Here is a 13,973-nt window from a genome sequence, read left to right as displayed (position 1 = left end):
GGTCGCTGCGGTCTGAGGACCGTGGCGACGCTCCCGTACTGGCGGCTCTCCAGTTTCTATCTGTTCTATTTCGCCTTGCTCGGTTCGACGGCGCCGTTTCTGGCGCTGTACTTCGATCACCTGGGTTTTTCCAGCGCGCGCATCGGTGAACTGGTAGCGATACCGATGCTGATGCGCTGCGTGGCGCCGAATATCTGGGGCTGGCTCGGTGATTACACCGGCCGCCGCCTGGCCATCGTGCGTTTCGGCGCGGTCTGCACGCTGCTGACCTTTTCGCTGATTTTCGTCAGCAAGACCTACGCCTGGCTGGCGATGGTCATGGCCTTGCATGCATTCTTCTGGCATGCCGTGCTGCCGCAGTTCGAAGTCATTACCCTGGCGCATTTGAAAGGGCAGACGTCGCGCTACAGTCAGATCCGCTTGTGGGGTTCGATCGGCTTCATCATCACGGTCGTCGCGCTGGGCCGGCTGTTTGAATGGCTGAGCCTGGACATCTATCCGGCGGCACTGGTGCTGATCATGGCGGGCATCGTCGTCAGCAGCCTGTGGGTGCCAAACGCCCAGCCGGTGCAGACCGAGCGTATCGCCGGGGACGGCTTTCTGAAGCAACTTCGCAGTCCGGGCGTGCTGGCTTTCTACGGTTGCGTGGCGCTGATGCAGATGAGCCACGGCCCGTATTACACCTTTCTGACGCTGCACCTGGAACGCCTCGGCTACACCCGTGGCCTGATCGGTATGCTCTGGGCCGTTGGCGTCGTTGCCGAAGTCCTGATGTTCCTGGCCATGAGCGGGATTCTTGCGCGTTTCTCGGTGCGCCGGGTGCTGATGGCGAGTTTCCTCCTGGCCGCGCTGCGCTGGTTGTTGCTCGGCTCGTTTGCCGAATATCTCTGGGTGCTGCTGTTTGCCCAGGTGCTGCACGCGGCGACGTTCGGCAGCTTTCACGCGGCGGCCATCCAGTTCGTGCAACGTAGCTTCGGTGCACGCCAGCAAGGGCAGGGTCAGGCGTTGTACGCCGCGCTGGCTGGCACGGGTGGCGCATTGGGTGCCCTCTATTCCGGTTACAGCTGGAATGCCCTGGGATCACAGTGGACTTTTAGTATTGCAAGCCTCGCAGCGTTAGCGGCTGCCGTTATCATCGCCGTTCGCATGCAAGAGGACAGGCCATGAGCGCAGACCGACGCCGCTGAATGTTTGTTCGAATGCGAGATAACAATGCGCTCGCGCTCGAACCTGTAAAGAATGAACCGTTAAGGAGTTGCCTGATGAGCAGCCTGTCCGTCTACCACGTCTCAAGCCCTGACATTCCCAACAAGGTGCTGACCCATTTAGAAGACATTACCTCGACCCTGGCCGAACAGGGCGTGCGCTTCGACCGCTGGCACGCAGCGGCAAAAATCCAGCCCGGTGCCAGCCAGGAAGAACTGATCGGCGCCTATCAGGAGCAAATCGACCAGTTGATGACCGAACGCGGGTACGTCACCGTCGATGTGATCAGCCTGAGCAGCGACCACCCGCAAAAAGCCGAGCTGCGCGCAGAGCTGCTCGACGAGCACTGTAACGGCGAGGAGGAAGTCCGGTTGTTTGTCGCGGGACGTGGTTTGTTCAACTTGCACATCGACGATTACGTCTATGCAGTGCTATGTGAAAAGAATGATCTGATCACAGTGCCCGCCGGCATCCGGCACTGGTTCGACATGGGCGAGCATCCGCATTTCATTACGATCCGGATGATCAGTCGTTCTGAGGGCTCGCCCGTCAAGTTCACTGGCGAAGACATCGCCAGCCGATTCCCGGGCCTTGATGACTGAGCCGAGGCGGGCCTGTCAGACACATTAGTATGGACTGATAGACCGCTATCCCTATCTAGCTCGGCTCCCACACAAGCTAGGCTTGCACAGGGCGATCGAGGAAGCACTCCAGAAACAATTCAGGCCGTGAAGCGAAAGCGCTCACGGCCTGTTTGTTTGTAGCCCTGCAACGATTTACGCCGAATGATAAGTCGGCAGAGCGAACCGTTGCTGGCTTTGCAGCATGGAAATCTGTGGCAGTTCGCTGGCTTGTTCAGCCAGGTCGCGGCGAATTGCACTGATCACCCACGACAACTGGTCGCCAGCGTGCAACTGCTGGTAGGAAATCGAACGCTTGAAGACTTTGCCTTCCTGACTGCGCAGCGTCAGCAGGATGCCACCGTCAGGACGAGGCTGGGTGTTGACTTCGAAGTTGGAGAACAGGGAGGTAAATTTTTCTTGGATCAGGCTCATGTCTATCAGCTCCGTTAGCACTTGATTGGCAAGCATGGAGAGGTAGTTGCACCCTTTGTGCCAGCATTTGAAAATAAAAAAATCCTTATAAATCAACAATTTGGATTTTTGAGCATTTTTTGCTTTCGTGCAATGTGCATGAATGGCCATCGTGCATCCTGCATTTTGCGTGGTTGATGAGGTTTTTACGGAACCATTCGAGAAACCCGCGCTCTCGATTTCACTCAGGGTTTTCGCGGATACAAAACATTTCAAAAACCGCGTGTACAGCTCAGGAACCGCTGACGTACTTTCGGCCTCAGACATCGCCACCCGACAATAAAAAGATCGAACGGGAGCAACTATGAGCCGCACGCAGAACGACACGATTACCTGGGGCATGATGCTCCGCAAGCTGCCCTCCATCGCCAAAGCCATTCCTCGCGTGGTCAAGGGCATGAAAGCTGCCAACGTCACGGACCCGACCCAATCGTGCGGTCTGGGCTGGAGTTTTGAACAGGCAACCCTGCGTAACCCCGATGGCCCGGCACTGCTGCAGGACGAGGTGGTTTTGAGCTACGCGCAAGTCAACCAGTGGGCCAATCGCATCGCCCATCACCTGACGGCACAAGGCATCCGCAAGGGCGACGTGGTGGCGGTGTTCATCGAGAACCGCCCGGAACTGCTAGTCACTATCCTGGCGGTGGCCAAGACCGGTGCCATCAGTGCATTGCTCAACACCTCGCAAACCCGCGACACCCTGGCCCACAGCCTGAACCTGGTTTCGCCGGCGGCAATCATTGTCGGGGAAGAGTTGGTTCCGGCGTACGCCGCCGTTCACGCACGGGTAGCGATTGAGACGAACCGCACCTGGTTCGTTGCCGATCGAGCCGCTATCGGCCATCCCGGCGATGCCCCCGAGGGTTTCATCAACTTGATGACCGCCACAGCCGACAGCCCGGATGACAATCCCGCCAGCAGTCAGCAGATTTTCTTCGACGACCCGTGTTTCTACATCTACACCTCCGGCACCACGGGATTGCCCAAGGCCGGGGTGTTCAAGCACGGGCGGTGGATGCGTAGTTCGGCCAGTTTCGGCATGATCGCCCTGAATATGGGGCCGGATGACGTCGTCTATTGCACCTTGCCGCTGTATCACGCCACGGGGTTGTGCGTGTGCTGGGGCTCGGCTATCAGCGGCGCCTCGGGGTTTGCTATCCGCCGCAAGTTCAGCGCCAGTCAGTTCTGGAACGATGTGCGCAAGTACCGCGCAACCACGCTCGGTTACGTCGGCGAGCTGTGCCGCTACCTCGTGGATCAACCGCCGAGTGTCGAGGACAACCAGCACCGGGTCACGAAGATGATCGGCAACGGCCTTCGGCCTGGCGCGTGGGCCCAGTTCAAAACCCGCTTTGCGGTGGATCACATCTGCGAGCTGTACGCCGCCAGCGACGGCAACATCGGCTTCACCAATATTCTCAACTTCGACAACACCGTCGGTTTTTCCCTGATGTCATGGGAGTTGGCGGCATACGACCATGACAGCGGCTTGCCGATTCGCGATGCCAAGGGGTTCATGCGCAAAGTTGGCAAAGGCGAGCAGGGGTTGCTGCTGGCGAAGATTGATGAAAAAGCGCCACTGGACGGCTACACCGATCCGCAGAAAACCGAGAAAGTCGTGCTGCACGACGTGTTCGAAAAGGGTGACCGTTACTTCAACACCGGTGACCTGCTGCGCAACATCGGTTTCGGCCACGCGCAGTTTGTTGATCGGTTGGGCGACACGTACCGCTGGAAGGGCGAAAACGTCTCGACCACTGAAGTCGAAAACATTCTGCTCCAGCACCCGAATATTTCTGAAGCCGTGGCCTACGGGGTGGAAGTGCGCAACACCAACGGTCGCGCGGGCATGGCGGCGATTACCCCGGCCGAATCGTTGGCCACCCTGGATTTCAGCGAACTGCTGACGTTTGCCCGCGAGCAAATGCCGGCGTACGCGGTGCCGTTGTTCTTGCGGGTGAAAGTGAAAATGGAGACCACCGGCACCTTCAAATATCAGAAGACCCGACTCAAGGACGAAGGGTTTGATCCTGGAAAAACCGGCGACGATCCCATTTATGCCTGGTTGCCGGGAACTCACACCTACGTGCAAGTGACTGAAGAGTTGCTGGCCGAGATTCATGATGGCAAATACCGTTATTGAATGTGGCTATGACCCTTGATGAGAAAAAAGAAGTGACAGTTTCCAGGCTGCTCCGGAAACTGTCGCCCTTTTGCGATGACACCGAAGTGGAGTTTCCCATGACAGACCAAAGCCGCCAGATGACCCCCGAAGAAGCCGCTGAATTTGCCGAGCAGGTTTTCAACAAGGCACGTGAGGGTGATGCGGCCATGATGGCGGCACTGCTGTCCAAAGGCCTGCCACCGAACCTGCGCAATCACAAGGGCGATACCCTGCTGATGCTGGCGGCGTACCACGGTCATCTGGAGACGGTAAAAGTCCTGCTCGAGCACAAGGCTGACCCGGAAATCCGCAACGACAACGGCCAGAGCCCGATAGCCGGCGCTGCGTTCAAGGGCGACCTGCCAGTGGTCAAGGCGTTGGTCGAAAGTGGTGCACAGGTCGAAGGGTCGTCCTTCGACGGTCGTACGGCACTGATGATGGCTGCGATGTTCAATCGCGTGGAAATCGTCGACTACCTGATCAGCAAAGGGGCCGATCCGAAAGCCAAGGATGCCAATGGCGTTTCTGCGCTGGACGCTGCCAGGACCATGGGCGCGGTCGACACGACCGCACAGCTTGAGAAGCTGCCGGGCTGATTACGCATTGCGTGACCGCCCCCGGACTTTGTGGCGAGCGAGGGAGCTTGCTCGCACTGGGCTGCGTACTGGCCCCGGAAACTTGATAAATACACCGATTTCTGTGAGTGCTGCGCACTCAAGCGCGAGCAAGCTCGCTCGCCACAGGGGGGGGGCTGCCGGATATTGAGGCTCTGCTCTCCAAACCCTCAATACACCCAAACTTCAACCCGCCGATTCTTGATCCGTCCCTCATCCGCGCTGTTCGCCGCCACCGGCATTTCGGCGCCAAAACCGCGAATCTCGCGAAACACCACGCCACGCTTCACCAACTCCCGCCGTACCGCCATGGCCCGCAGTTTCGACAACAGATCGGCACGTGCCGGATCAGTCTTGGCATCGCCAAACCCCACCAGCGTGACCTGCCGATTGGTTTTGTCCCGTTGCTTTATATAGTCGAGCACCCGTGAGAGGTCCTGCCGGGCCTTGTTGTCCAGTGTTGCGCTGCCTTCTTCAAAACGGAAGTTCACCGTCAGGCGCTGGGCATGCCGGCTCAGCGCCTGGTAACCCTCGGGCATCAGCGCGTTGGGCGTGACGGCCATCGCCTGTACGGTCTGGGCGATGAAACCGTTGGCAGCGACAATCCCCTGACCCTGACTGCTTTGGGCGTAGGCCACCAGTGCATCGGCCCAGGGATTTTTATTGTTGGGTGGCAGGTAAAAGAACAATCGACGAGACAGCGGATAGTCTTCCGTGGCGATCAGGCTGTTAAGCGGCAACATGGCCTGGGATGGGCCGTCGGCAATGGCCACGGCTTTGGCTGCACGGACGTAGGGCAGGCCGATGAAACCGATGGCTTGCGGATCCTGGCTGACGGCGTCGGACAATTGCTCGCTGGATTCAAAGCGTTTTGCGGTGGCGCTCAGGGCTTTCCCACGACCACTGAGGACCAGTTCCTTGAACGTGTCGTAAGTGCCCGACTGATCATCCCGCGCATAGAGATGAATGGTCCCGCCGACACCGCCGACGTCTTCCCAGCTTTTCGCTTCACCGCTGAAGATCCGCGCCAGTTGATCGGTATTGAGTTGGGTCAGGGGGTTGTGCGGATGAAGGATGATCGCCAGGCCATCGATGGCAATGACCTGCTCGGCGACGGGGCTTTTCAAATCGCCCAGGGAGCGGAGGTTGACCAGCTCGCTGTCCTTGATCGGACGGGAGGACGCGGCGAGGTCAGCGGTCCCCGCTTGCAAGGCGGTGAAACCGGTGCTGGAGCCGTGGGCGGCGATGTCCACCACAACCCGGCGACCCTGGGCCGTTTCGCCCGCGATGCGCAGTTCATTGGTGGTGCCAGGCATTTCGCGGTGAACCTTGATCAGGCCCTGTTCGCGCATGAGCCCTTCGACCAGCGCCGGGCCCAGCGCAGCGCCAATGGTGTTGGAACCCTGGATGCGCAAAGCCGGGCCGTTTTCAGGTATCGGCAACGCTGCGGCGAATACTGACGCAGGCGCCAGGATGCCCAGTATCCACAGGTACAAAACGCGCAGCATCATGCCGGCACCCTAATAAGCAAAAGGAGGTGCCGGGAGATTAAGTCAGTAGGGTTTCACAAAGATGACAACAATCCTTTTGTGGGCGAGCTTTTGTGGTGAGGGGATTTATCCCCGTAGGGCTGCGAAGCTGCCTAAAAGCTTTACGACTGCTTCGCAGCCGAACGGGGATAAATCCCCTCACCACAAAACAGCAATCAGCTCAATTCAAGCCAGATCGGCGCATGGTCCGAGGGTTTCTCCATCCCGCGCAGTTCGTAGTCCACGCCCGCATCCTTGACCCGTGGCAGCAAACCATGGGACGCCATGATCAAGTCGATTCGCAGCCCGCGCTTGGGCTCGTCTTCAAACCCGCGACTGCGGTAGTCGAACCAGCTGAAACGGTCGGCCACGTCCGGATTCAGGTGCCGGAAGCTGTCCACCAGACCCCAGTTCTTCAGGCGCGCCATCCACTCGCGCTCTTCGGGCAGGAAGCTGCATTTGCCGGTTTTCAGCCAGCGCTTCATGTTGTCCGGGCCGATGCCGATGTCGCAATCTTCCGGAGAAATATTGACGTCGCCCATCACCACGACCGGCTGATCGTTGCTGAACTGGCTTTCCAGCAATTGCTGCAAGTCGCTGTAGAAGCGTTCCTTGGCCGGGAATTTGGTCGGGTGATCGCGGCTTTCGCCCTGTGGGAAGTAACCGTTCATGATGGTCACCGGTACGCCATTCTCGTCGGCGAACTTGCCCCAGATGAAGCGACGCTGAGCGTCTTCGTCATCGGTCGTGAAACCTTTATGCAGCTCAAGGGGTTCCTTGCGCGAGAGCAGGGCAACGCCGTAATGACCTTTTTGACCGTGGAAATACACGTGATAGCCCAGCGCTTGAACCTCGGCCAGCGGGAACTGGTCGTCGTGCACCTTGGTTTCCTGCAGTCCGATCACGTCGGGCTGATGCTTTTCTATCAGCGCCGCCAGCTGATGCGGGCGAGCACGCAGCCCGTTGATGTTGAAGGAGACGATCTTCATGGTCGGCAGTCCTGGCAAAAAGGGCGATGCTAGCCGACTTCCTCCTGTAGGAGCAAAGCTTGTTCCGGGCGTCCGCAGGTTCTGAGTACCTGCGCAAGAACCTGGACTATAACTGCTAGCGATGTCAGCCCCGTGTCGACACTGATTTCAGTCAGCAAGGAACTGTGCCAACCCATGTAGGCTCGTAATAACAAGAGCGCCACCATTTTGAGCGGCGCCCTGGGGAGATTGACCGTTATGCCCGAAACCTCGACCGCCATTGCCGATATCCACATGCTCGACAGTGGCTATTCCCGTGAAGCCCGTTCGTTGCTGTACCAGGCCTATCGACATGAGCCAACGTTCAGCTATCTGTTCGAAGCGGAGCGTCCCGGCTATGAGCAGCGCGTGCGCGCCACCGTGCGTGAGCTGGTCAAGCAGCATTTCCTTCAGGACCTGCCGGCCATCGGCCTGCTGGTCAACGACCGGTTGATCGGCATTGCCCTGATCGCGCCGCCGCAACGTCGCCTGGGCATCACGGAGAGCTGGGCCTGGCGTCTGCGCATGGTGCTCAGCACCGGATTCCGCTGCACCCGTCGTTATCTGGAATACCACGATGCGGTCATGGCCTGCGTGCCGTCCGACTCGGTTCACCTGCTGCCGTTGCTGGGCATTCATCCGCAGTTTCAAGGCAAGCACTTCGGCGAACAGCTGCTGCAAGCGGTGCACAACTGGTGCGCGGTCGATGAGCATTCCCAGGGCGTGGTCCTCGACACCGGCAATCCTCGTTACCTTGAGTTCTACAAGCGCCAGGGCTATGAGGAGATCGGCGAAGTGGCCATAGGGCCTGTACGCGAACACGTATTTTTTCACGCCAATCCACAGGTGCTGCAAACCGCCACCGCATAAAGGTCGAACTTTCGGCGCACCCAAGGCTCTATCACGCTCCCAAGCTCGTGATAGCATCCGCGCCTATGAAGTTTCCAGGAAGAATTACCAGCGGCGTGCTGATGCTGTTAACCAGCTGCGCGGCGCTGGCGCAAAGTGAATTGGATGTGCGGATCAAACCGTCCAACGATGAACTGAAGGCCAATATAGAGGGCTATATCGGCAGTCTCGGCGATCGCGACGAGGAAGCCTTGCTGCGCTTCAGTCGCGGTGCCGAGGAACAGGCGCGCAAGGCTGCCCAGGCCTTGGGTTATTACCAGCCCCAGATCGAATCGGACGTGCAGGGCGGCAAGTCGCCACGCCTGATTCTCACGATCGACCCGGGCGAGCCTATCCATCTGCGCAACGTCACGGTGCGTGTCGAAGGGCCTGCCGCTTCGCTCAAATCCTTTCGGGTGCCCAAGAGTGCTGCGCTGAAAACCGGTGCGGTGCTCAATCATGGGCACTACGAAGACGCCAAACGACTGATCCAGAACCAAGCCTCGCGCTACGGTTTTTTCAGTGGTCACTTCTCGCACCAGACGTTATCGGTCGACCCGCGAGCCGGTGTCGCGGACATCGATCTGGTCTATGAGAGCGGCCCGCGTTATTCCCTGGGCAAGGTCAGTTTCGAGGGCGACACGCCGTTCGATGAAGACCTGCTCAAGCGCATGGTGCCGTTCAAGGAAGGCGCGCCTTACGACTCCGAGCTGATCGCCGAACTCAACCAGGCGATGCAGTCGAGCGGCTATTTCGAAAGCGTCCGGGTCGATGCGGCACCCACCGCATCCAAGAACAATGTGATCCCGGTGGACGTCAAACTCGACACCCGCAAGCCGCGGACCATGGGCCTGGGCCTCGGCTACTCCACCGACGTCGGCCCACGGGTCAAGGCCAACTGGACACGCCACTGGGTCAATCCCCAAGGGCATAGCTATGGCTGGGAGACCGAAATCTCGGCGCCCCGGCAGAACGTCGGGATCTTCTACGACATTCCCCTGGACCCTCCGCTCACCGACAAACTGCGCTTCGCCGGTGGCTATCAAAGCGAAGAAATTGCCGACAAGGACTCCCTCAGCAAACTGCTGACAATCGGTCCTGAGTGGCACAGCAAGTTGCCCAGCGGTTGGCAGCGAGTGGTGTCGCTCAAGTGGCAACGCGAGGAATATCGCTTGGGCGATGACTCGGGACTCAGCACCTTGCTCATGCCCGGCATCAGTTATTCGTACCTGAAAAGCGACAACCGCATCGATCCGCACAATGGCTATCGCCTGCAGTTCGAGAGCAAAGTGGCCAAGGAGGGGTTGGGTTCCGACAACAACCTGCTGTATGGCACCGCACTGGTCAAAGGCCTGACCACCGTGCTCGACAAACACCGGTTCCTCGGCCGGGTGCAGGTCGGCGGCAGCGCCACCAATGGCTATAAATCGATCCCGCCGTCACTGCGCTTTTTCGCCGGTGGCGATCAGAGCGTGCGCGGTTACGACTATCAGAGCCTGTCCCCGGAAAACTCCGAAGGCGATCGCATAGGCGGCCGTTACATGGTCACTGCCAGCGCTGAGTACCAATATTCCGTCGCCGAAAAATGGCGGGTCGCGACCTTCGTCGACCAGGGCAACTCCTTCAATACGCTCGAACTGCCGAACCTCAAGACCGGCGTCGGTATTGGCGTGCGCTGGGTCTCGCCCGTAGGGCCGATCCGCCTCGACCTGGCCCATGCGCTGGACGACCCCGGCGGCATCCGACTGCACTTTTCCATGGGGCCTGAGCTTTGAATCGTGGTTTGAAAATAACGCTGCTCGCCATTCTGACCTTGCTGATGCTGGTGATTCTGGCGCTGACCACCGTGCTCGGGACGGCGGCGGGCAGTCGTTGGGCGCTGGGTTTTGTCCCGGGCCTGACCGTGGACAATTTCCAGGGTCGCCTGGGCGGACAGTGGAGCGCCGACCATCTCGTTTGGCAGCAGGACACCAGCCGGGTCGAGTTGACCAAAGCGATTTTCGCCTGGTCGCCCTCATGTCTGGCGCGCCGAACCCTATGCATTGACCAGCTACAAGCCGATCAGGTCAGCCTGCAATTTCCACCCGGCACCGATGAAGCCAGCAGCGGGCCGATCAGTCTTCCGGACTTGAGCCTGCCGTTGGCCATCGAACTGGGTGACGTGAAGGTCGCCAGCCTGCTGTTCAACGGCAGCGAAGAGCTCAAGGGCTTGCAACTGGCGGCGCACTGGACCGCGCAAGGGCTGCAGATCGATACGGTGAAGTTGCAGCGCGATGAGCTCAGCCTGAACCTGTCCGGCCTGGTGCAACCTTCGGGCAACTGGCCGCTCAAGGCCGAAGGCACACTGACCCTGCCGGCACCCGGCACCGGGCCTTGGGCGCTGGCCCTGAACGTCGACGGCGATTTGCTGAAGACCCTGAACCTCAAGGCCGACAGCAGCGGTTACCTCAACGGGCAGTTGACCGGTGAGTTGCAACCTTTGGTGGAAAACCTGCCCGCGAAGGTGCGGATCACCGCGGACGGGTTCAAACCCAGCGCCGATCTGCCGGATACCCTGCAACTCAATCAATTGGAGCTCACAGGCACCGGCGACCTGAAAAGCGGTTACCAACTGCTCGGTAAAGCCAACCTGCCGGCCGAAAAAGGCCCGGTCGCGTTGTTGCTCCAGGGCAAGGTCGACGGCAAGGGCGCGCAGATCGCTGGCCTGGATCTGACCGCCAATGACAAGCAAAGCCTCAAGCTCACCGGCAACCTCGACTGGAGCAAAGGCCTGAGCGCCGAAGCGACCGTAGACTGGGTGGATTTCCCCTGGCATCGCCTCTATCCACTGATCGATGAGCCGCAAGTGGCGTTGCGCAGCTTCAATGGCGAAGTGTCCTATACCGACGGCAAATACCTGGGCCATTTCAAGGCCGCACTGGATGGTCCGGCAGGCGCATTCAGCCTGAGCAGTCCGTTCGCAGGCGACCTGACGAAAATCTACCTGCAACAAATTCAACTCGAAGCCGGGCAGGGCAAAGCCGAAGGCCACCTGAACCTGCAATTCGCCGATGGCATTGCCTGGGACACGGCGCTGGACCTGTCGGCGATCAACCCGGCGTATTGGGTCGCGGAGTTGCCAGGCACCCTGGCCGGCCCGTTGCGCAGCACCGGTGAAATGAAAAATGAAAAACTCAGCCTGAACGCGGATCTCGACCTCAAGGGCAAGCTGCGTGGGCAACCGGCGGTGATCCAGGCGAAGGCCGATGGCGGCGGCGAGCAATGGAACCTCAACGCGCTGCAAGTGCGCCTGGGTGACAACAGCATCAACGGCAAGGGCAGCCTGCATCAGAAACTCGCCGGCCAGATCGATATCAAGATGCCGCGTCTTGCCCAGCTGTGGCCGCAACTGCGTGGCCAGCTCAATGGCCGTGTCGACGTTGCCGGCACGCTCAAGGCGCCCCAGGGCAAACTCGGATTGCAAGGTATTCGACTGGCGTTCGAGGACAATCGCCTGCAAAGCCTCAACCTGGACGCAACGCTGGACAGCGCACAACGGGCGAAAATCGACCTGAAGGGCAGTGGCATTCAAGCCGGCGATACCTCGTTGGGCACGTTGACTGCCAGCGGCCAGGGCGACATCAAGAGCCAGAAACTCAGCCTCGATCTGCAAGGCCCGCAGCTCAAACTCGCGCTCGGCCTCGACGGGGCGCTGGACAAAGGCAACTGGCGTGGACGCCTGGCCAGCGGTGACATTCAGTCCGGCGGACAGGACTGGAAGCTGCAAGGTCCGGCGAAGCTTGAGCGATTGGCCGACGGCAAAATCAATTTCGGCGCCCATTGCTGGATGTCAGGCCAGGCCAGCTTGTGCGGCGAAGACCAGCGCTTGATGCCTGAACCGAAGCTGCGATACCACCTCAAGCAATTCCCGATCGACAGCCTGGCGCAATGGTTGCCGAAAGATTTTGCGTGGAAAGGCCGGCTCAACGCCGACCTGCAACTGGACCTGCCGGCGAGCGGCCCGAACGGTCAGATCACCCTTGATGCCAGCGGCGGCACGCTGCGTGTGCGGGAGAAGGACCAGTGGCTGGACTTCCCTTACCAGACCCTGCTGCTTACCAGCAAACTCACGCCAAAACGCATCGATACCGACCTCAATTTTGTCGGTGAAAAACTGGGTGAGTTGAGGGTTCAGGCGCAGATCAATCCGCTGCCGGCGAACAAGCCCATCACCGGCACGTTCCGCCTTAATGGCCTGGACCTTTCCGTGGCTCGACCGTTTTTACCCATGGTCGAGAAACTCACGGGGCGTCTGAATGGCAGCGGAACCATCGCAGGTACGCTGATGGCGCCTCTGGTCAACGGCAATCTGCTGCTGAGCAATGGCGAAGTGTCCGGGCCGGAACTGCCGATGGAGATTCAGGCGTTGCAGCTGCAAGCCGTCATTGCTGGCGAAAAGGTGCAAGTGAACGGTGGCTGGAAAAGCGGCAAGGCCGGGCAGGGCAGTCTGAACGGCAACATCGCGTGGGGCCAGGCGCTAGTGGTGGACCTGGCACTAAAGGGCTCTCAACTGCCGGTGACCGTCGAACCCTACGCCAAGCTGGAGGTGGCGCCGGACCTGAAGATATCGATGAAGGACGATGAACTGGCGATTGCCGGCAAGGTACTGGTGCCCAAAGGCGACATCACCGTGCGCGAACTGCCGCCATCGACGGTCAAGGTCTCCAGCGATACGGTCATCGTCGGGCAGCAAACCGAAGAAGGGAAACCGCCGATCGCCATGAAAATGGACATCGACGTGGTCGTGGGTGAGGACAAACTGAGCTTTGCCGGATTTGGCCTGACCGCCAACCTGCAAGGCCATGTGCACATCAGCGACAACATGGACACCCGTGGCGAACTCTGGCTCAACGACGGCCGTTACCGTGCCTACGGTCAGCGTTTGACGGTGCGCCGGGCGCGCTTGCTGTTTGCCGGTCCTATCGATCAACCGTACCTGGACATTGAAGCGATTCGCCAGACCGACGACATCATCGCCGGGATTCGCCTGAGCGGCAGCGCGGAGCAGCCGACCACGCAAATCTTCTCCGAACCGGCCATGAGCCAGGAACAGGCGTTGTCCTATCTGGTGCTGGGTCGCCCCTTGAGCACCAACGGCGAAGACAACAACATGCTCGCCCAGGCCGCCCTCGGCTTGGGGCTGATGGGCAGCTCGGGCGTGACCAGCGGGTTGGCCAATCATCTGGGTATCGATGATTTCCAGCTCGACACCGAGGGCAGCGGCAACGACACCGCCGTGGTGGCCAGCGGCAACATCTCGGAAAAACTCAGCTTGCGTTATGGGGTGGGGGTGTTCGAGCCGGCCAACACCATTGCGCTGCGCTACAAGCTGAGCAAGAAGGTGTACCTGGAAGCCGCGGGCGGCGTCGCCAGTTCGCTGGATATCTTCTACAAGCGCGATTTTTAGGAACGGAAGATCAAAAGATCGCAGC

The 13,973-nt window shown here is 59.7% G+C and carries 10 protein-coding genes; 7 read left to right on the top strand and 3 right to left on the bottom strand.

The window, feature by feature from the left end; genetic code table 11:
- The first annotated feature begins 21 nt into the window (after positions 1-21).
- Both ACA063_RS19470 and ACA063_RS19465 read left to right on the top strand, forming a co-directional pair.
- Positions 22-1,167 carry an MFS transporter gene (locus tag ACA063_RS19470; RefSeq protein WP_497662998.1) on the top strand — a complete coding sequence of 382 codons (1,146 nt, stop codon included), beginning with the start codon at positions 22-24 and terminating at the stop codon, positions 1,165-1,167.
- A 95-nt stretch (positions 1,168-1,262) separates the two neighbouring features.
- Entirely contained in the window at positions 1,263-1,808 is a 546-nt protein-coding gene (locus ACA063_RS19465) for a 1,2-dihydroxy-3-keto-5-methylthiopentene dioxygenase (RefSeq protein WP_497662997.1), read from the top strand.
- 174 nt (positions 1,809-1,982) lie between these two features.
- Here the strand turns inward: ACA063_RS19465 and ACA063_RS19460 are convergent, their stop codons facing one another.
- Positions 1,983-2,261: a DUF3509 domain-containing protein gene (locus ACA063_RS19460; protein WP_045059161.1), complete on the bottom strand. Its 279-nt coding sequence runs from the start codon at positions 2,259-2,261 to the stop codon at positions 1,983-1,985.
- A gap of 343 nt (positions 2,262-2,604) precedes the next feature.
- On the opposite strand from ACA063_RS19460, the gene ACA063_RS19455 reads away from it, so the two are divergent.
- Positions 2,605-4,443 (top strand): long-chain-acyl-CoA synthetase, encoded by a 1,839-nt coding sequence (locus ACA063_RS19455; protein WP_497662996.1) that lies wholly within the window; start codon positions 2,605-2,607, stop codon positions 4,441-4,443.
- Between the two features lie 98 nt (positions 4,444-4,541).
- Positions 4,542-5,060, top strand: coding sequence for an ankyrin repeat domain-containing protein (locus ACA063_RS19450; RefSeq protein ID WP_497662995.1), 519 nt, complete (start codon positions 4,542-4,544; stop codon positions 5,058-5,060).
- Between the two features lie 188 nt (positions 5,061-5,248).
- Here the strand turns inward: ACA063_RS19450 and ACA063_RS19445 are convergent, their stop codons facing one another.
- Together ACA063_RS19445 and xthA are read right to left on the bottom strand one after the other, a co-directional pair.
- Positions 5,249-6,589 (bottom strand): substrate-binding domain-containing protein, encoded by a 1,341-nt coding sequence (locus ACA063_RS19445; protein WP_497662994.1) that lies wholly within the window; start codon positions 6,587-6,589, stop codon positions 5,249-5,251.
- Between the two features lie 194 nt (positions 6,590-6,783).
- Positions 6,784-7,596: an exodeoxyribonuclease III gene (gene xthA, locus ACA063_RS19440; RefSeq protein ID WP_194692371.1), complete on the bottom strand. Its 813-nt coding sequence runs from the start codon at positions 7,594-7,596 to the stop codon at positions 6,784-6,786.
- Between the two features lie 237 nt (positions 7,597-7,833).
- Between xthA and ACA063_RS19435 the strand changes: the two genes are divergently transcribed.
- From ACA063_RS19435 to ACA063_RS19425, 3 genes are all read left to right on the top strand, one after another.
- Positions 7,834-8,484, top strand: a complete 651-nt coding sequence (locus ACA063_RS19435; protein WP_045059166.1) for a GNAT family N-acetyltransferase — start codon at positions 7,834-7,836, stop codon at positions 8,482-8,484.
- Between the two features lie 65 nt (positions 8,485-8,549).
- Complete coding sequence (locus ACA063_RS19430) at positions 8,550-10,277, top strand: autotransporter assembly complex protein TamA (RefSeq protein ID WP_497662993.1); 1,728 nt, start codon at positions 8,550-8,552, stop codon at positions 10,275-10,277.
- The gene (locus ACA063_RS19425; RefSeq protein WP_497662992.1) at positions 10,274-13,948 is read left to right on the top strand and encodes a translocation/assembly module TamB domain-containing protein; all 3,675 of its coding nucleotides are present in this window, start codon (positions 10,274-10,276) and stop codon (positions 13,946-13,948) included. Before ACA063_RS19430 ends, ACA063_RS19425 begins: the two co-directional genes overlap by 4 nt.
- Positions 13,949-13,973 lie beyond the last annotated feature (25 nt).

The sequence above is a fragment of the Pseudomonas sp. LBUM1643 genome, assembly GCF_059716215.1.
This window is presented reverse-complemented; position numbering and strand designations above follow the sequence as displayed.

Bases quoted from the DNA above. Each gene is read 5' to 3' on its own strand.
- ACA063_RS19465 (WP_497662997.1), top strand. From the start codon at position 1,263: ATGAGCAGCCTGTCCGTCTACCACGTCTCAAGCCCTGACATTCCCAAC.
- ACA063_RS19460 (WP_045059161.1), bottom strand. From the start codon at position 2,261: ATGAGCCTGATCCAAGAAAAATTTACCTCCCTGTTCTCCAACTTCGAA.
- ACA063_RS19455 (WP_497662996.1), top strand. From the start codon at position 2,605: ATGAGCCGCACGCAGAACGACACGATTACCTGGGGCATGATGCTCCGC.
- ACA063_RS19450 (WP_497662995.1), top strand. From the start codon at position 4,542: ATGACAGACCAAAGCCGCCAGATGACCCCCGAAGAAGCCGCTGAATTT.
- ACA063_RS19445 (WP_497662994.1), bottom strand. From the start codon at position 6,589: ATGATGCTGCGCGTTTTGTACCTGTGGATACTGGGCATCCTGGCGCCT.
- xthA (WP_194692371.1), bottom strand. From the start codon at position 7,596: ATGAAGATCGTCTCCTTCAACATCAACGGGCTGCGTGCTCGCCCGCAT.
- ACA063_RS19435 (WP_045059166.1), top strand. From the start codon at position 7,834: ATGCCCGAAACCTCGACCGCCATTGCCGATATCCACATGCTCGACAGT.
- ACA063_RS19430 (WP_497662993.1), top strand. From the start codon at position 8,550: ATGAAGTTTCCAGGAAGAATTACCAGCGGCGTGCTGATGCTGTTAACC.